A 17,111-nucleotide genomic window follows, 5' to 3' on the forward strand; every position below is an offset into this window, starting at 1 on the left:
TCGAAACATCCGGCCTGATCAATTCAGGCCCATAAAACCGAAAAAGCGGGACTGGCCCGCTTTTCCTTAGTCCAATCAGGCGCCGAGCGCTGCGGCGACTGCGGCCAGAGCCTCATCGGCCTTGGCACCATCCGGGCCGCCAGCCTGGGCCATGTCCGGCCGGCCACCGCCGCCCTTGCCACCGAGGGCGGCAGAAGCGATGCGCACCAGGTCGACGGCGCTGAAACGCTCCGTCAGGTCCGCCGTGACGGCGACGACGGCGCTTGCCTTGCCATCTTCAGAAACGCCGATCAGCGTGACCACGCCGGAGCCGAGGCTTGCCTTGCCTTCGTCGGCGAGGCCCTTCAGGTCCTTGGCGTCGATGCCCTGCAAAGCCTTGCCGAGGAACTTGATACCGCCGATGTCCTTGACGTCATCGGCAGACCCGCCCTGCCCGCCGCCGCCCATAGCGAGCTTGCGCTTGGCATCGGCCAGTTCCTTTTCGAGCTTGCGGCGTTCTTCGATCAGCGCCTCGACGCGACCAATCACGTCGCCCGGCTGCACCTTCAGCGCGCCGGCCAGCGTTTTTACACGGTCGTCCTGCTCGGAGAGGTATGCGCGTGCCGCTTCACCGGTGACGGCTTCGAGACGGCGCACACCGGCGCCGACAGCGCTTTCAGCGAGAACGCGCACGAGGCCGATATCGCCGGTCGCATTGACATGCGTGCCGCCGCAGAGTTCGACGGAGTAAGGCTTGCCGGCCTTAGAGCCCTCGATGCCCCGACCCATCGACACGACGCGGACCTCATCGCCATACTTTTCGCCGAACAGCGCCATGGCGCCTTCGGCAATGGCGTCATCGACGCTCATCAGGCGGGTGGTGACCTGGGCATTCTGCAGGATGATGGCGTTGGCCATATCCTCGACCTTCTGCAGCTCCTTGGCCGTCATCGGCTTCGGATGCGAAACGTCGAAACGCAGGCGCTCCGGCGCGACCAGCGAACCCTTCTGGGCCACATGGGTGCCGAGCACTTCGCGCAGAGCTTCATGCAGGAGATGGGTTGCGGAATGGTTCGAACGCAGACGCGAACGGCGGGCGTGGTCGACAGCAAGCGCGACCGGCTCGCCTGCCTTCAGCGTGCCTTCGACGACCTTGGCGATGTGCACGAACAGGCCCTCACCCTTCTTCTGGGTATCGGTGACCTGCAGCTTGGCATGATCCGTCGAGATGATGCCGGTATCGCCCATCTGGCCACCGGATTCGCCGTAGAACGGCGTCTGATTGACAACGACCTGGACTTCATCACCGGCAGAGGCGGTTTCGACCGACTTGCCCTCGCGGACGATCGCCTGGATCACGCCTTCGGCGGTCTCGGTGTCGTAGCCCAAAAATTCGGTGGCGCCGAACTTTTCCTTGAGTTCGAACCAGATGGTCTCGGTCGCCTTGTCGCCGGAGCCGGCCCAGTGCGAACGGGCTTCGGCCTTCTGGCGCTCCATGGCGTCGGTGAAGCCGGCAATGTCGACATGGATGTCGCGGGCGCGCAGCGCGTCCTGCGTCAGGTCGAGCGGGAAACCGTAGGTGTCGTAAAGCTTGAAGGCGGTTTCGCCGTCGAGCATGTCGCCCTTGTCGAGTGTGCTCGTGGCATCCGAGAGAAGCGACAGGCCGCGCTCCAGCGTCTTGCGGAAACGGGTTTCCTCGAGCTTCAGGGTCTCGGAGGTCAGCGCTTCGGCGCGCACCAGTTCCGGATAGGCGCGGCCCATTTCCTGAACCAGCGTCGGCAGCAGCTTGTACATCAAAGGCTCTTTGGCGCCGAGCAGCTGCGCATGGCGCATGGCGCGACGCATGATGCGGCGCAGGACGTAACCGCGACCTTCATTCGACGGCAGGACGCCATCGGCGATCAGGAAGGCCGACGAGCGAAGATGGTCGGCTATGACGCGGTGGCTGGCGCTGCCTTCCGCCTTGACGCCCATGACATCCTCGATCGTGCCGATCAGGGTGCGGAACAGGTCGGTGTCAAAAACGCTCTGCTTGCCCTGCAGCACGCAGGCCATGCGCTCGAGGCCCATGCCGGTATCGATCGACGGGCGCGGCAGGAGCGAACGTTCGCCCGGCGCTGTCTGTTCGAACTGCATGAAAACGAGGTTCCAGAATTCGAGGAAGCGGTCACCATCCTCTTCCGGCGACCCCGGAGGGCCACCCCAGACATTTTCGCCCTGGTCGATGAAGATTTCCGAGCAAGGACCGCAGGGGCCGGTATCGCCCATCTGCCAAAAATTGTCAGAAGTCGGGATGCGGATGATCTTGTCGTCGGAGAAACCGGCGATCTTCTTCCACAGCGTCGCGGCTTCCTCGTCCTCGGAATAGACGGTGACGAGAAGACGGTTCTTCGGCAGGTCGAAACCTTCCATCACCAGCTTCCAGGCAAGCTCGATCGCGTTTTCCTTGAAATAGTCGCCGAAGGAGAAGTTGCCGAGCATTTCGAAGAAGGTCAGGTGGCGGGCAGTATAACCGACATTGTCGAGGTCGTTATGCTTGCCGCCGGCGCGCACGCATTTCTGCGAGGTGGTCGCGGTCGTATAGGGACGCTTTTCCAGGCCCGTAAAAACGTTCTTGAACTGCACCATGCCGGCATTGGTGAACATCAGGGTCGGATCGTTGCGCGGCACGAGCGGACTGGAGGAAACGACCTCGTGTCCGTTCTTCTGGAAATAGTCGAGGAAAGTCGACCGGATATCATTCACGCCGCTCATGCTACGCCCTTTTTACCGCCCGTGCGGTGCTTTAATTCTAAGACGGAAGGCTTGTATCGTCCGCATCCGCGACTGTCCAGCCGCACGGCCCCAATCGGGTCTGCAATCAAAAGCAAAGAGCCGAAAGCAGCTGGCCCAAAAACAAACCGGCCGCACATCTTTCGATGGCGGCCGGCTGATGCCAGCAGCGGCGGGCCGCTGGCATTCAATTCAAAACCCGATCGGCTTACATGTCGCCGGCGTCGTCGCCATCATTTGCGTCCGGTCCGCCATTCTGGAGGAAACGGTCAGCGATCAGGCCGGCATTCTGGCGCAGTGAGGTCTCGATCTCGCGAGCGACTTCCGGATTGTCACGCAGGAAGGTTTTCGCGTTCTCACGACCCTGACCGAGGCGCTGGCTGTTATAGGAGAACCACGCACCGGACTTTTCGACGATGCCGGCCTTGACGCCGAGATCGACCAGTTCGCCGGTCTTGGAGACGCCTTCGCCATACATGATGTCGAATTCGACCTGCTTGAAGGGAGGCGCCATCTTGTTCTTGACGACCTTGACGCGCGTCTGGTTGCCGACGACTTCTTCGCGTTCCTTGACCTGGCCGATACGGCGGATGTCGAGGCGGACGGAAGCGTAGAATTTCAGCGCGTTACCACCGGTCGTCGTTTCCGGCGAACCGAACATCACGCCGATCTTCATGCGGATCTGGTTGATGAAGATGACCATCGTGTTCGACTTGGAGATCGACGCGGTCAGCTTGCGCAGCGCCTGGCTCATCAGACGAGCCTGAAGACCCGGCAGGCTGTCGCCCATCTCGCCTTCGATTTCCGCACGCGGAGTCAGGGCCGCAACCGAATCGACGACGAGAACGTCGACGGCGCCGGAGCGGACCAGCGTATCGGTGATTTCCAGCGCCTGCTCGCCGGTATCCGGCTGCGAGATCAGAAGGTTCTGCAGATCAACGCCGAGCTTGCGGGCATAGACCGGGTCCAGCGCGTGTTCCGCGTCGACGAAGGCGCAGATGCCGCCCTTCTTCTGGGCTTCCGCAATGGTCTGCAGGGCAAGCGTCGTCTTACCCGAGCTTTCCGGACCGTAGATCTCGATGATGCGCCCCTTCGGCAAACCGCCAATGCCAAGTGCGATATCGAGGCTGAGAGAGCCGGTCGAAACCGTCTCGATCTCGACCACCTGATCGTTGGCGCCGAGCTTCATGATCGAGCCCTTGCCGAAGGATCTTTCGATCTGTGAAAGTGCCGCTTCCAGCGCCTTGCTCTTGTCCACGCCCTTGTCCTCTACCAGCCGCAATGAATTCTGTGCCATGTTCGATCCCACCTTTAGGTTATTGCCGCCACGCAGGCAATGAAGCTGCCGATAAAGCTCATGTACACTTTTTGTTCTCATTCGACAAGAGGGGATCAAGGCCTTGAGCTGAAATCATTATTTTGATTTCGTTCTTTTCTTGTTCACGGCAATCTACTCTGTGGAAAATCTGCTGTGAAAACAAGGAGACCCGCGATTTCAGACGAATCGCGGGCCTCGTGAAAAAAATCCGATAAAAAGTCGGAAATCACTCCGAATCGAGCATTTCCCGAACGGCGACCGCCAGCTGTTTCAACGAGAACGGTTTTGGCAGGAAGCCGAATTTCGCATCGGCCGGCAGGTTGCGGGCAAAGGCGTCCTCGGCATAACCGGACACGAAGATGAATTTCAGGTCCGGATAGTTCTTTCGCAGCTCGGTCAGCAGTGTCGGACCATCCATTTCCGGCATGACGACGTCGGAGACGACGATATCCACGGCACCGCCAAGTTCTTCCATGATTTCGAGCGCTTCCGTGCCCGAACCCGCCTCATGGACGGTATAGCCGCGGGTTTCCAGCATGCGCTTGCCGCCGCGGCGTACCGCCTCCTCGTCCTCGACGAGAAGGACCACGGCCGACTTGCCGGTCAGGTCGAGATCTTCTGCAGGCGGTGCGGATACGACCGGCGCAGACGCTACAGGAGCGGCAGTACCCGCAATCTGCGCAGTTTCGCTGACAACCGGAATTTCCGGAATGTGGCGCGGAAGGAACATGCGGAAGCTGGTGCCGCGGCCGAGTTCCGATTCGGGATAGATGTAACCGCCGGACTGCTTGACGATGCCATAGACCATGGAAAGGCCAAGCCCCGTCCCCTTGCCCACTTCCTTGGTGGTGAAGAAGGGTTCGAAAATCTTGTCCATGATTTCGGGCGAAATGCCGGTACCAGTGTCGGCAACCTCGACCATGACGAAATCTTCCGCCGGCAGATCCGCCTGGTGGAAGCCGGCCGCTTCCTCCTCGGTGACATTGCGGGTCTTGATCAGGATCGTGCCGCCCTGGGGCATGGCATCGCGGGCGTTGACACAGAGGTTGATCAGTACCTGCTCGAACTGCGACAGGTCGGTGCGCACCGGCCAGAGATCGCGGCCGTAATCAACCTCGAGCTTGACGTTTGTGCCGGAAATCAGCCGGTCGACGAGCATGCGCAGGTCGCCGACGACATCGGTCAGATTCAGCACGACCGGTCGCATCGTCTGCTTGCGCGAGAAGGCCAGCAGCTGGCGCACCAGCACGGCGGCGCGGTTGGCGTTGCGCTTGATCTCCATCAGGTCGGCGAAGCTCGCGTCCGAGGGACGCGCTTGCAGAAGAAGATGGTCGGAGGAGAGAAGGATCGCGGTCAGGACGTTGTTGAAGTCATGCGCGATGCCGCCTGCCAACGTGCCGACGGCATTCAGCTTCTGGGTCTGCGCCATCTGGGTTTCGAGCGCCTTCTGCTCGGTCGTCTCGACGGCGTAGACGATCGCCGCTTCTTCCGGCGCCTCGTCGCTCTCGTCGATCACGGCATTGACGTAGAAACGCACGTAGCGGCTCTCGTCGCCGGGATGGCGCGAATCGATCGGTGCGATATCGCCCTGGCGATCCTTTGCGGCCGCAAGCGCCTGCATGAGATGGGCGCGGGAAGCCTCGTGGACGATGGTTTCGAGGGCGGCACCGGCCTCGACATCGTCACGCGAAACGACGCCGGCAAACAGGCGCAGGAAAGGCGCGTTGATGCGCAGGATGCGACCGTCGCCATTGACCGAGGCGATTGCCATCGGTGTGTTGTTGAAGAAACGCGTGAAGCGCATGGCAGAGGCCGACTGGTCGCCATCCTCGCCGCGCGGACGGCCGATCACGACACTGCGGCTTTCGCCGGGCGCACCGTCGCGCATCGAAGCAACATTGTGGACGAGCCGCACAGGCAGGCTCTGGCCGTTGCTGCGGCGCAGGTCGAGATCGAGCGTTTCGCTGCGGGTCTGGCCCGGCGCCGGCTGGACGGACTGGATCAGCGCCATGCCCTCGCCCGCCACAAGATCGGCAATCGCGATCGAACCGGGCGAAAATTTCGTGAGATCCAGGCCGAGCCATTCGGCCAGTGTCGCATTGATATAAACGATCTCGCCCTTCTTGCCGGCCGAGAAGAAGCCGACCGGGGCATGGTCGAGGTAATCGATCGCGTTCTGCAGCTCGCGGAAAAACCGCTCCTGGTCCTCGCGCTCGGAGGTGATGTCGGTGATCTGCCATATATCGAGCTGGGTCTTGCGATCGCTATTGGGCGCCACCAGTCCGGCCTTGAGGCGATACCAATGGGCGCCGGAACCATTGCCGGTGGAGCGTCCGAGCGGCTGCAGAAGCCGGAATTCCTCGTGCCCTTCCTTGCCCTCACGCAGGGCGGCGGTCAACCGATACAGCGCCTCGGTCGATTCGCGGGTCTTCGACAAAAGCGTCTCGATCGTCTGCACGTCGCTCTTGCGGCTCGCGCCGGTCATGCGGCCATAGGCCGTATTGGCGTAGACGATGCGGCCCTTCTTGTCGGTGATCAAAATCCCGTCCGGATGGCCGGCGAGAAAGGCGCGGGCCAGATCGTCGGACCTGGATTGCGGCATGACCTCGACAAGGCCGATCAGCGACGAGACGATGAAAAAGATCCCGACCATGGCCAGAATGCCAAGCAGGCCGAGCACGACCTCATTGTCGAGCGCGTTCTTGAAAACCACGAAAGCGGCCGCGACACCGATCAGCACCAGAGCGAGCAGGATGATCCGTATGATGGTTCCGCCACGCGTGCTGCGATCGACCAGTGGCGTCTCGTAGTTGCCGCCTTGCTGCAACCTCGTCATCAATCCCTCGCATTTCGGCGCGGCCGACGAGCGCCGCAGCCACCAAATTCGCGCGGCCTTAAAACCCCGTGATTCTTTCTTAGCAAGTTGTGCGTTCAGCAAAAAGCTCTGGCAGGCCACAAAACCCGGGACAGTCTCGACTTGTGCCCTATCTTTCTTCGCTGAAGTGCGGTTTCAACCGCAAACAACATTGCTTCGCGACCAAAAAAATCGTCTTTTTCCGGTCGAAGCTTTCGCATGAGGAGTGGCAAGACATGGTCGAAGAATTCGTAGGCGCCTATGGCAGCCGGCTGGTTATCGCAGTCGTTGGCGTCGGCATCGGCCTCGTGTGCCTGATCGGCGTGTTGTGGCTCTTGCGCGGCCGCGGCGGCCCCTCGCCCTTCGTGCGCGGCGGACGCAACCGCAATCCGCGCCTGCAGGTGCTGGATGCCGCAGCTGTCGACACCCGCCGCCGCCTCGTCCTGGTGCGTCGCGACGATGTCGAACATCTGATCATGATCGGCGGCCCGACCGATATCGTCATCGAAAGCCGCATCCAGCGGGCCGACAGCCAGACAGGCATCGCCCAGCCGATCGGCGGTTATGTGCCAAGCGAACCCTCGCTCGCAGCCATCGCCGATGGGGCCGATCGCACGCGCCAGCGGCCGCTGCCTGAACCGCGGGCGGAGATTGCAAGGCCGGACGTGGCCAGAGCCGAAATCGCAAGGCCTGAGATCACCAGGCAGGACGTGACGAGACCTGAGCCGGTACGGCCCGAACCGCTTCGGGAACTGCCGGTCCAGGCGGTGCGGCCAGCCGCCGAACCGATCGTGCAGCCATCCGCGCCGCCGGTCGTTTCCGCTGTCGCTCCCACTGTCATGCCGATGCGATCCGAGCCTGTCGCGGTTGCCGTGCCTGTGTCGCCGCCGCTTGCTGGCCTCGTGCGGGCGGAACCTGCCCCTCGCCCGATTGCGGACCTGTCCCGCCCGGCCCCTGCCGCAATGGCTCAACCGGTTCAGGAGCCCTCGCCAGCCATGGATGATGCAGCCAATGCGCTGGAGGCGGCGCGCGGCCGGGTTCTGGCCGAACAGCCACCCAAGGTCGTCGCGATCAATACGCCGCCCGCCCCGGTCGCCGCTCCGGCGCCTGCCGGACAGCCGAAGGGTCTCGGCAGCGATTTCGAAAAGATTCTCGAAGAAGAAATGGCGCAGAACCTTGCCGCGCGCGAGGCCGCCACTCCACGCCCTGCTCCGACCGCTGGGCCGACCCGGCAGATGCCGCCGCGCAATCCGGCCGTGCCGCCGATCACCGGCGCGACATCCGACCCTTCGCTTCAGGACGAAGTGGCCCGGATTTTTGGAGAAATGTCGGCCAGCCGCGATAAATGATCGGCTGGTGAACGAAGCTCTGTTTTCAGCATCATGCCCGGGCTTGTCCCGGGCATTTTTATTGGCCTGCCTTTGATCGGCATCAAAGATCCCTAGAAGAACCGGAGAACAATCGACAAGAAAACAGCCAATAAAAAAGGCACGAAAATCGTGCCTTGAATTTTTTAGTGCGGGATTTTTTATGAAAAGGCTGTGGACTATTCGTCCCGGTAGACCTTTTCGCGGCGTTCATGGCGTTCCTGGGCTTCGATCGACAGCGTCGCGATCGGACGGGCGTCGAGGCGCTTGAGGCCGATCGGCTCGCCGGTTTCCTCGCAATAACCGTAGGTGCCATCATCGATGCGCTGGATAGCAGCGTCGATCTTGGAGATCAGCTTGCGCTGACGGTCACGGGCACGCAGTTCGATTGCACGGTCGGTTTCGGATGAAGCCCGGTCCGCAAGGTCCGGATGATTGGCGCTTTCCTCGGCCAGATGCTCGAGTGTTTCGCGCGCTTCCCGCAGAATATCGTTCTTCCAGGCAATAAGCTTCGCCCGGAAATACGCTTTCTGGTTCGCATTCATGAACTCATCGTTTTCCGAGAGCACATAGTTGCTAAGATCGATCTTCTCACTCAACGCGATTCTCCTGAAGAACATCTGTGCGGCGGTCTATATCCCATGTCAGCATTGCGATTCAAGCCTCGCGCCCAGCATTAAGGCATTTTTAAATTTGTCACAAAAATCAGCTAAACGACTATTTTTTAAGCCCTAATCGACAACGGGCGCGGATCGCCGGAAGACTTGCGACAGATCTGTAGTGGATATCTCCCGCGGGCGGCGCGTTGACGTGGCGGCGATCCTCTGGCTAGCTGCGGCATCATCGGGAGAAGAGTACCGGCATGACCAGTATCCAACCACCGCCCCACCGGATCTACCTTCTGCGTCATGGCAAATCGGGATGGGCGGAGCCCGGACAGAGCGATTTCGACCGTACGCTCGACGCCCAAGGCTTTGCCGAAACGGAGATCGTCGCGACCAAGGCGGCCGATCGCAATTACCGGCCCGATATCGTCATCAGCTCCACCGCGATGCGCTGCCGCCAGACGGCCGAGGCGATCCGCCGGGCGATCGACGAGGAGATGGAGCCACTTTTCGTCGACGAGCTCTATAATGGCGTGCTTTCCAGTTACCTCGACATTCTCTCAGCCCAGCAGGACAGCGGATCGGCGATGCTGATCGGCCACAACCCGACCATGGAACAGGTGCTTACCGCCCTGATCGGCGAAGGCGAGATGAACAAGGCGCTCGGCAGCGGTTTTCCGACGGCGGGCCTTGCCGTGCTCGACCATGCCGGCACGGGCCCCGGCGGGCAAGGCGCGTGGAAACTGGTCGATTTTATCCGGCCCTGAGCCGCCGATATCTTTGTTGCCGCCGATCAGCACCTATATGGAGGCTAGCCTCCACAGGCAGAACCCGGGATCGGAAAGACGTCATTGCCGCCTGCGCTTACCAGTTTCACCGACGATGCACGCATCGCCCTCGACAATCTGACCGACCGCGCCTCGGCTCTTGTCAATCCGACGATCCGGCTCGGCGTCACCGGCCTGTCGCGGGCCGGCAAGACGGTGTTCATCTCGTCGCTTGTCCACAATCTTCTGAACGGTGGACGCCTGCCGCTGTTCGAGGCGCTGCGCTCAGGGCGCGTTTCGAAAGTGCAGCTCGAGCCGCAGCCTGACGACGCCATCCCCCGCTTCCAGTATGAGGATCATATACAGGCGCTGGTGCGCGACCGGATCTGGCCTGATTCCACACGCGCCATTTCCGAATTGCGCATCACGCTCGACTATCAGAGCGCCAGCGGCTGGAACCGGATGTTTTCACGCGGAAAGCTGTCGATCGATATCGTCGATTATCCCGGTGAATGGCTGCTCGACCTGCCGCTCCTCGCCCAGGATTTTTCGACCTTCAGCGGAAACACGGCGCAGCTTGCACAGACAGGCATCCGCCGTGAGCTTTCGAGCGACTGGCTGGCGCTGGCGAAAAGCGTCGACATGGACGCACCGGCCGAGGAAGCGACGGCAAGACGATTGGCCGAGGCGTTTGCCGCCTATCTGAAAGCCTGCAAGGCGGATGAGCGGTCGCTGTCGACCCTGCCGCCCGGCCGGTTCCTGATGCCGGGCGATCTCGAAGGCTCGCCTGCCCTCACCTTTTCGCCTCTGCCGGATATTCCGCAGACCAAGGCGATCAAGGGCTCGCTCAGAGCGATGATGGAGCGGCGTTACGAGGCTTACAAAAGCATCGTTGTAAAACCGTTCTTCCGCGAGCATTTTGCCCGGCTGGACCGGCAGATCGTGCTGGTCGATGCGCTGCAGGCGATCAATCGCGGCCCGGAGGCCGTGCAGGACCTGGAACGGGCACTGACCGACGTACTCGCGTGTTTCCGGCCGGGCCATAACAGTTTCTTCTCCTCGCTTCTGGGACGGCGGATCGACAAGGTTCTCGTCGCCGCCACCAAGGCCGATCATCTGCACCATGAAAGCCACGACCGGCTGGAGCGACTGACCGGCCGCCTCGTCGACCGGGCCATCGAGCGCATCGGCATGGCCGGCGCAGGCATCGACGTGATGGCGATCGCCTCGGTGCGCGCCACCCGTGAGGCAACCGTGAACGAAGACGGGCATGTGCTGCCGGTGATCGTCGGTACCCCGATTGCCGGTGAGACGATCAATGGCGAAAGTTTTGACGGCAAGAGAAAGACGGCGATCTTTCCGGGCGACCTGCCGGCCGACCCGGAGGCTTTGTTCCGTTCGCTCGAAGCACCGGGCGCCGATCTTCCCGATCTCAACATCGTCCGTTTCCGCCCTCCGGAACTGGACGAGACGGGCGGCCTGAAACTTTCGGTGCCGCATATAAGGCTCGACCGCGCCATGCAATTTCTGTTCGGAGACCGGCTGGCATGACACCGATCAGTGACAAGGACAGCAAGCCGCAAGCGACCTCCCGTCGCCCCGCTTCCTTCACCGTGGAAAGCGACGCCGCTGCCGACCGCCCGGCCTCAGCCCCAACCAATCGTGCGCCGCGCCGTTTCGATGAAGGTGTCACGGTGACGCCGGACGAGCTTGACCCTTTTATCACCCCGGCCGAACTTTCCGCGGATGCCATTCCGGTCGCGGAACCACGACGCCGGAAAAAGTTCTCGTTCGGCAACCTCGCCGCCGCCGCCTTCGGCACGTTCCTGTCGCTCGCCTTCGGGCTCTGGGCCGACCGGATCATCCGCGATCTTTTTGCCCGCGCCGACTGGCTGGGTTATGCCGCAGCCGTTGCCCTCGGGCTCGGCATTCTGGCCGTCCTCGTCATCGTCGGCCGCGAGATTGTCGGCATCATGCGGCTTGCCGCCGTGCAGGCGCTGAAGGCGGAAGCCGAGCAGGCGCTGCAATCACCGCGACCGGCCGCCGCCCGCACCGTCGCGGCAACACTCGCAAAACTCGTCAGTCACCGGCCGGAGACGGCAAGGGGGCGCAAGGCGCTGGAAGACACGCGCGACGACATTATCGACGGCCCGCAAATGCTCGATCTTGCCGAGCGCGAGCTTCTGACACCGCTCGACCGGCAGGCGCGCAGCCTCATCCTCAATGCCTCCAAGCGGGTCTCTATCGTTACCGCGATCAGCCCGCGCGCCGTCGTCGATCTCGCCTATGTCCTGTTCGAGGTGACACGACTGATCCGGGCGATGGCGGAGCTTTATGGTGGCCGGCCGGGCACGCTCGGCCTCCTGCGGCTGATGCGGGACGTTATGGCGCATCTGGCGATAACCGGTTCGATCTCGGTCGGCGACGGGCTGGCGCAGCAGGTTCTCGGCCATGGGATAGCGTCAAAACTGTCGAGCCGACTCGGTGAAGGCGTCATCAACGGGTTGCTGACGGCGCGAATCGGCATTGCCGCCATGGACCTTTGCCGGCCCCTGCCATTCCGCGCCGTGAAGCGGCCCGGAATCGGTGATTTCATGGGCGATATTACTGCAACAGGCGCCCCGAAAGCCGGTGCATAACCTTGTCCTCGGGTGGTTGAGACAGGCGACCGATACCACTCGTTAACCATTCCCACCTATTTTGACAGCTGTCCAAATGTTCTGCCTGTCAGGGAAAAGTCCATGTATTCGCGCCTGTTTTCGCTTCTCGGCGGTTTTGTCGTCCTCGCAGCCGCGACTGCACCGGCCCTTGCTCCGGAAGCCGAAGCCGCTTCCCGTGGTGACAAGGCCTTCTTCCAGCAGGTCGCCGGTGTCTGGAAAGGTCCGGGCGAGATCGTCGCCGGCAAATACAAGGGCACCAAGTTCAACTGCAACCTGACCGGCTCCTCGACTGATGGCGAAATCGGCATCAAGCTCGACGGCACCTGCCGCGTCGGCGTTTTCCAGCAGCCCATGTCGGCCGTGATCTCGCAGAAGGGCAGCGGTTATACCGGCAAGTTCCTCGATGGCGCTGACGGCAAGGGTCTCGACATCATCTCCGGCTCGGTCAGCGGCGACAAGGTCGTGATGGGCATCAATCGCGCCCAGCTGAACGGCGCCATGGTCGCCAGCCTGCGCGGCGACAACAAGATGAACATCACCATTTCCGTCAAGGTCGAAGACCAGATGGTGCCGGTGATCGGCCTGTCGCTCGACCGCGACCTCGACACGATCGCCGTCGGCTCGATCAAGCCGTAATCGACCTAGCGGTTACGCCACCAGAGCGGATCCGCATCGGACACCGAAATGCCGGCTATGTCGGCATTCTCAAGCCATTCCCGCACTGCCTTGCCGTTGACGATCATGTCCGGCGCGATGTCAGCCAGCGGCATCATCACAAACCCGCGCTCGGTCATGCGCGGATGCGGCAATTCCAGCTTTTCCGTCTTCTGCGCCCTGTCCGCATAGGTCAGGATATCGATATCGATCGTACGCGGTCCCCAGCGCTCCAGCCTGACCCGCTTCATCTCGCGCTCGATATCGAGACAGATGTCGAGCAGAGCCTCGGGCTCAAGAGACGTTTCCACCAGTGCGCAGCAATTGAAGAAATCCGCCTGATCGGTCTTTCCCCAGGGCGGAGTCGAATAAAGCCGCGACACCGCCGTCACCCGACAGTCTTTGCGCGCATCGAGTTCGCTCAACGCGCGCGCCATGGATGCCGGCGGATCGCCGATATTGCCGCCAAGCCCGATCGATGCGGTCTTCCAAGGGTTTTCAGGCGACATGATCGACCTTGACCTCGGCGTAATCGAGAATACCCGGGATCGGCACACTCGGCTTGCGGACAGTGACTTCGACCCGGCGGATCTGCGACGACCAGGCACAGAGCGCCTTGGCAATGTCGTTGGCCAGCGTCTCGATCAGATTGCGGCGGCTGCCGGTGACAATCTTTTCGACGATTTCATAGGCGAGCCCGTAATGAACCGTGCTTTCTACCTCGTCGTTTTCAAGTGCTGCATCGGCTTCGACATGCATGGTGAGATCGACGAAAAAGCGCTGGCCGAGGGCTGCTTCCGGCTCGAAAGCGCCATGGCGGGCGTAGAAGGCGCAATTTTTCAGCGTGATCGTATAGAGGCCCATCAGCTTCTCTTTCTTCTCGCCGCAAGAACGGCATCTGCCATCTTCAGCGCATCCCTGTTGGCAGCGACATTGTGCACGCGAAAGATATCGGCGCCGGCAAGTCGCAGGATGACGGTCGTAGCGGCCGTGCCGATATCGCGCTCATCCGGCTTTTCCCGCTCGATCACGCTACCGACGAACCGCTTTCGCGATGTCCCGACCAGAAGCGGAAAACCGAGCTTGTGCAATTCGCCGGCTCGAGCGATCAGCTCGATATCCTCGTCGCGCGACTTGGCGAAACCGTAACCCGGATCGAGCACGATCGTACACTCGTCCACGCCGGCGGCACGGGCGATCGCCAGCGATTCTCCGAGAAAATATTCCTGGTCCTCGATCATGTCCTTGCGCCTGTCGGTGCGGTCGCGACCGGTATGCATGATGCAGAGCCCGGCGGCCGTCCTTGCCGCGACATTGGCGATCTCGGGTTCGCGCTGCAGGCCATGGACATCGTTGATAATATGCGCACCGGCTGCGATGGAAAGTCTTGCCGTTTCAGCCCGATAGGTGTCGATCGACAGGATCGCGTCCGTCTCGGCGGCAAGCTTTTCGATCACCGGCAGGACGCGGTCCTGCTCTTCTGCAGGCGTAACTTCCGCAGCGCCCGGCCGCGTCGATTCCCCGCCGATATCGAGAATGGTCGCGCCTTCCGCGACACAGGCAAGCGCATGCCGCACCGCCGCATCGCGCTCCGAGTGTCGGCCGCCATCGGAAAAACTATCCGGCGTGACGTTGACGATCGCCATGATATGGCCGGTCGCGCCGAGTTCCAGGGTCCTGCCATGCGCCAGCTTCCAGCGCCTGTTGCAAGCCGATGTCACAGGCCATTCATCTTTCGGGAAGTCGGGCAAAATTTGCAGCCTTTCTGTTGCGCTTCGGCTGGCTATGCCCCAAGCTCCGGGCAAGTTCAACGTCGCAGGCCATAGAATGTTTTTGATGCGCAGGGTCCGCCGGATTTTCGGTGCCGTTTTCGTCCTTTGCGTATTGCCAGGCGCGGCATTGGCAGAGCCGGTGATCACCAAAACCTATTCCTATTTCCGCATCGGCGGGCGCACGGCCGAGGATCTCGACCAGGAGCTCGAGAAGCGCGGCCCGGTGACGCACAATACCGGCCATCGCCATCCGGGCGCGACCGAAATCAAGTTCGGCGGCGACGTAACCTATGTGGAGCGTGACGGCCGCTGCACGATCGGCGGCGCCCGCGTCACGCTGCGCACCAAAATCGTCCTGCCGCGGTGGGGCAATCGCAACCGCGCCAGCGCCGATCTCGGCTTCATCTGGGATACGCTGTCGGCCGATATCAAGCGGCACGAGGAGCGGCATGCGGAGATTGCGCGCAATCACGCCCGCCAGCTCGAACGCGAGCTTCTCGCCCTGTCTTCGAGCCGCAGTTGCGACGATCTTGAAAAGGAAGTGGGCGCGACTACCAAGTCCGTCCTTGAAGACCATGACCGCCAGCAGCTGCGGTTCGACCAGGTCGAGGCAACGAATTTCGATGCCCGCATGACCAGGCTTCTGCAATACCGGATGGATCAGAAGAAGAAGTGAGGCCGGGCCTTTCGGCAGGGCAAAGGCAAATGGCGAAGCTTGCGCCGGACTTGCGGCCTATCCCGTCAATCACGGGTTATTTATCACGATAGTCTAATACACAAGTTTCGGCTAAAACACAGTCATAGCCGAAACACGGCGGCGAGAATCGCCAGCCCAACATCCCGGCTTCAGAATTCAGGCGCTGCATCGAAGCGCCGCGCATGAAGACATGCCTGCGTGCCTGATGGCGCCGCAACCCTGTTCTGTAGCGTTTTGTGCTGTTCCCCAGTTCTCCTGGCGCGTCCTAGAGCCGCAGGTGGTCCTCCCTCGCCTGCCGGTCGTGCGCCCGCCTTGCCTCGCTGCTTTCCCTTTGCGCAGCGAGGCATTTTTTTTGCGCTCCGCACAGAACGGAGCCGCCTTGCAGACCTCAGGCCTGACGTTCGGGAACGTTGACGACCAGGCCGTCGAAATCGGCCTTGATCTTGATCTGACAGGAAAGGCGCGAGGTCGGCTTCACATCGATCGCGAAGTCGAGCATGTCTTCTTCCATCGCAGCCGGCGGGCCGACCTTTTCGGTCCAGGCCTCGTCGACATAGACATGACAGGTGGCACAGGCACAGGCACCGCCGCATTCCGCTTCGATGCCGGGCACGGAATTGCGCACCGCATTCTCCATTACCGTGGAGCCGTTGTCGGCGTCGATATCGAAGCGGGTACCGTCGAAGGCAACGATCGTCAGTTTCGTCATGATGGGAGATCCGGAAGTTGAAGAAGGACGCTGTAGAAAGGCGTTCTCTTCCGATAAATTGCCGGACCAGTCAACATTGTCGGGCGACGCGAGCTTGTCTCACGACGCCCAATGCCGGTCATGGGCGACATGCCGGCCTCTGCGCAAAGCGGCCGGGATCAGCGGCAGAGCTTGAGGATGAAGTTTTCCGCCTCGACGACGGCGGCGCCGAGCGACGCCCTGAGGGCCGCATCGCTGCCATTGGCTTCGACGAGTTCAGCAGCGACAAAGACGCGGAAAGCGCCGACGGCCGCCGCAGACCCCTTCAGGCGATGCGCGGTGGCGACGACTGCCGCCTCGTTGCCGGTGGCGATCTCGTTCAGCGCGCCGCGGGCATTGCGGGAAAACATCAGCAGGATCTCGTTTTCGAGCGTCTTGTCGCCCATCGTCTGGTTTGCGAGATGCACGAGATCGATCGGGCGGGACTTGGAGGGGGATGCGCCACTTGCGTTATCCGGCGCCTCGAAAGCGATACTTGCCGATGCCATCAATTAGGTTTCCTGAGCTGTTTCGACGACCTGTCCCAAATCGTGCGGGACAGAGCCCGATATCCCGTTAAATTCCGGCACAATCGCGACGCAAATTTCGACACATGGTTAATTTCGACTAAGGCCAAGGAAAATCAGCAGTTTCGCTTTTTCGCATGGTGTAAATTCTGTTAACAACGATTTCGCCTCCCGCAGCGCAACGGGGCGGCTAATTGTGCCAAACGCGTGAATGTGTCACTACAGGACGGTTAAGATGGCCCGGACTGCCATTGGACTGCCTATGTATGTCCATGGACGACGCGGTGGTAAGCTTTCATTATCATCCGTTTGAAACAACGGCCGTCAAATTGAGAATGAATTGGGAAATCCGGCCGTCATGACGGGGGTTCGGGTTCCGACTGGCAAGCATCCCTTCGGTCTGCAGGCGGCA

General features: G+C 61.5%; 15 protein-coding genes. 6 read left to right on the forward strand and 9 right to left on the reverse strand.

Annotated elements, in window-relative coordinates; translation table 11 throughout:
- Window positions 1-75: 75 nt before the first annotated feature.
- The 3 genes from alaS to cckA form a co-directional block, all read right to left on the reverse strand.
- Entirely contained in the window at window positions 76-2,733 is a 2,658-nt protein-coding gene (gene alaS / locus FHW37_RS23845; protein ID WP_145640919.1) for an alanine--tRNA ligase, read from the reverse strand.
- Between the two features lie 226 nt (window positions 2,734-2,959).
- Complete coding sequence (recA, locus tag FHW37_RS23850) at window positions 2,960-4,048, reverse strand: recombinase RecA (protein WP_145640920.1); 1,089 nt, start codon at window positions 4,046-4,048, stop codon at window positions 2,960-2,962.
- Window positions 4,049-4,295: 247 nt separating this feature from the next.
- Window positions 4,296-6,905: a cell cycle histidine kinase CckA gene (cckA, locus tag FHW37_RS23855; RefSeq protein WP_145640922.1), complete on the reverse strand. Its 2,610-nt coding sequence runs from the start codon at window positions 6,903-6,905 to the stop codon at window positions 4,296-4,298.
- Between the two features lie 254 nt (window positions 6,906-7,159).
- Here cckA and FHW37_RS23860 point away from each other — a divergent pair, with 254 nt between their 5' ends.
- Entirely contained in the window at window positions 7,160-8,272 is a 1,113-nt protein-coding gene (locus FHW37_RS23860) for a flagellar biosynthetic protein FliO (protein ID WP_145640923.1), read from the forward strand.
- Window positions 8,273-8,469: 197 nt separating this feature from the next.
- Here FHW37_RS23860 and dksA read toward each other — a convergent pair whose 3' ends face one another.
- Entirely contained in the window at window positions 8,470-8,889 is a 420-nt protein-coding gene (gene dksA / locus FHW37_RS23865; protein ID WP_145640925.1) for an RNA polymerase-binding protein DksA, read from the reverse strand.
- 263 nt (window positions 8,890-9,152) lie between these two features.
- Here dksA and FHW37_RS23870 point away from each other — a divergent pair, with 263 nt between their 5' ends.
- The 4 genes from FHW37_RS23870 to FHW37_RS23885 all read left to right on the forward strand — a co-directional run bounded on the left by FHW37_RS23870 (window position 9,153) and on the right by FHW37_RS23885 (window position 12,958).
- Window positions 9,153-9,662, forward strand: a complete 510-nt coding sequence (locus FHW37_RS23870; protein WP_145640927.1) for a SixA phosphatase family protein — start codon at window positions 9,153-9,155, stop codon at window positions 9,660-9,662.
- 84 nt (window positions 9,663-9,746) lie between these two features.
- Complete coding sequence (locus FHW37_RS23875) at window positions 9,747-11,213, forward strand: YcjX family protein (RefSeq protein ID WP_145640928.1); 1,467 nt, start codon at window positions 9,747-9,749, stop codon at window positions 11,211-11,213.
- Complete coding sequence (locus FHW37_RS23880) at window positions 11,210-12,301, forward strand: YcjF family protein (protein WP_145640930.1); 1,092 nt, start codon at window positions 11,210-11,212, stop codon at window positions 12,299-12,301. Before FHW37_RS23875 ends, FHW37_RS23880 begins: the two co-directional genes overlap by 4 nt.
- 102 nt (window positions 12,302-12,403) lie before the next feature.
- Window positions 12,404-12,958 (forward strand): hypothetical protein, encoded by a 555-nt coding sequence (locus FHW37_RS23885; RefSeq protein ID WP_145640932.1) that lies wholly within the window; start codon window positions 12,404-12,406, stop codon window positions 12,956-12,958.
- A gap of 5 nt (window positions 12,959-12,963) precedes the next feature.
- Here FHW37_RS23885 and folK read toward each other — a convergent pair whose 3' ends face one another.
- From folK to folP, 3 genes are read right to left on the reverse strand one after another with little or no spacing between them, the layout of a single operon-like run.
- Window positions 12,964-13,485, reverse strand: a complete 522-nt coding sequence (folK, locus tag FHW37_RS23890) for a 2-amino-4-hydroxy-6-hydroxymethyldihydropteridine diphosphokinase (RefSeq protein ID WP_145640933.1) — start codon at window positions 13,483-13,485, stop codon at window positions 12,964-12,966.
- Window positions 13,475-13,840, reverse strand: a complete 366-nt coding sequence (folB, locus tag FHW37_RS23895) for a dihydroneopterin aldolase (RefSeq protein ID WP_145640935.1) — start codon at window positions 13,838-13,840, stop codon at window positions 13,475-13,477. Before folB ends, folK begins: the two co-directional genes overlap by 11 nt.
- On the reverse strand, window positions 13,840-14,622 hold the full coding sequence (gene folP, locus FHW37_RS23900) for a dihydropteroate synthase (RefSeq protein WP_145641261.1): 783 nt from the start codon (window positions 14,620-14,622) through the stop codon (window positions 13,840-13,842). Before folP ends, folB begins: the two co-directional genes overlap by 1 nt.
- Window positions 14,623-14,803: 181 nt before the next feature.
- Between folP and FHW37_RS23905 the strand changes: the two genes are divergently transcribed.
- Window positions 14,804-15,424 (forward strand): DUF922 domain-containing Zn-dependent protease, encoded by a 621-nt coding sequence (locus FHW37_RS23905; RefSeq protein ID WP_145640937.1) that lies wholly within the window; start codon window positions 14,804-14,806, stop codon window positions 15,422-15,424.
- A gap of 409 nt (window positions 15,425-15,833) precedes the next feature.
- On the opposite strand, the gene FHW37_RS23910 is transcribed toward FHW37_RS23905, so the two are convergent.
- Together FHW37_RS23910 and FHW37_RS23915 are read right to left on the reverse strand one after the other, a co-directional pair.
- Window positions 15,834-16,154, reverse strand: coding sequence for a 2Fe-2S iron-sulfur cluster-binding protein (locus FHW37_RS23910; RefSeq protein WP_145640938.1), 321 nt, complete (start codon window positions 16,152-16,154; stop codon window positions 15,834-15,836).
- A gap of 158 nt (window positions 16,155-16,312) precedes the next feature.
- Window positions 16,313-16,681: an Hpt domain-containing protein gene (locus tag FHW37_RS23915; protein ID WP_145640940.1), complete on the reverse strand. Its 369-nt coding sequence runs from the start codon at window positions 16,679-16,681 to the stop codon at window positions 16,313-16,315.
- Window positions 16,682-17,111: the final 430 nt, after the last annotated feature.

This window comes from Neorhizobium alkalisoli (genome assembly GCF_007829835.1).
Lineage (GTDB): Bacteria > Pseudomonadota > Alphaproteobacteria > Rhizobiales > Rhizobiaceae > Neorhizobium.

What these genes read in the sequence shown, in the direction of transcription:
- alaS (WP_145640919.1), bottom strand. Translation starts at nt 2,733, where the DNA reads ATGAGCGGCGTGAATGATATCCGGTCGACTTTCCTCGACTATTTCCAG.
- recA (WP_145640920.1), bottom strand. Translation starts at nt 4,048, where the DNA reads ATGGCACAGAATTCATTGCGGCTGGTAGAGGACAAGGGCGTGGACAAG.
- cckA (WP_145640922.1), bottom strand. Translation starts at nt 6,905, where the DNA reads ATGACGAGGTTGCAGCAAGGCGGCAACTACGAGACGCCACTGGTCGAT.
- FHW37_RS23860 (WP_145640923.1), top strand. Translation starts at nt 7,160, where the DNA reads ATGGTCGAAGAATTCGTAGGCGCCTATGGCAGCCGGCTGGTTATCGCA.
- FHW37_RS23870 (WP_145640927.1), top strand. Translation starts at nt 9,153, where the DNA reads ATGACCAGTATCCAACCACCGCCCCACCGGATCTACCTTCTGCGTCAT.
- FHW37_RS23880 (WP_145640930.1), top strand. Translation starts at nt 11,210, where the DNA reads ATGACACCGATCAGTGACAAGGACAGCAAGCCGCAAGCGACCTCCCGT.
- FHW37_RS23885 (WP_145640932.1), top strand. Translation starts at nt 12,404, where the DNA reads ATGTATTCGCGCCTGTTTTCGCTTCTCGGCGGTTTTGTCGTCCTCGCA.
- folK (WP_145640933.1), bottom strand. Translation starts at nt 13,485, where the DNA reads ATGTCGCCTGAAAACCCTTGGAAGACCGCATCGATCGGGCTTGGCGGC.
- folB (WP_145640935.1), bottom strand. Translation starts at nt 13,840, where the DNA reads ATGGGCCTCTATACGATCACGCTGAAAAATTGCGCCTTCTACGCCCGC.
- folP (WP_145641261.1), bottom strand. Translation starts at nt 14,622, where the DNA reads ATGGCGATCGTCAACGTCACGCCGGATAGTTTTTCCGATGGCGGCCGA.
- FHW37_RS23905 (WP_145640937.1), top strand. Translation starts at nt 14,804, where the DNA reads ATGTTTTTGATGCGCAGGGTCCGCCGGATTTTCGGTGCCGTTTTCGTC.
- FHW37_RS23910 (WP_145640938.1), bottom strand. Translation starts at nt 16,154, where the DNA reads ATGACGAAACTGACGATCGTTGCCTTCGACGGTACCCGCTTCGATATC.
- FHW37_RS23915 (WP_145640940.1), bottom strand. Translation starts at nt 16,681, where the DNA reads ATGGCATCGGCAAGTATCGCTTTCGAGGCGCCGGATAACGCAAGTGGC.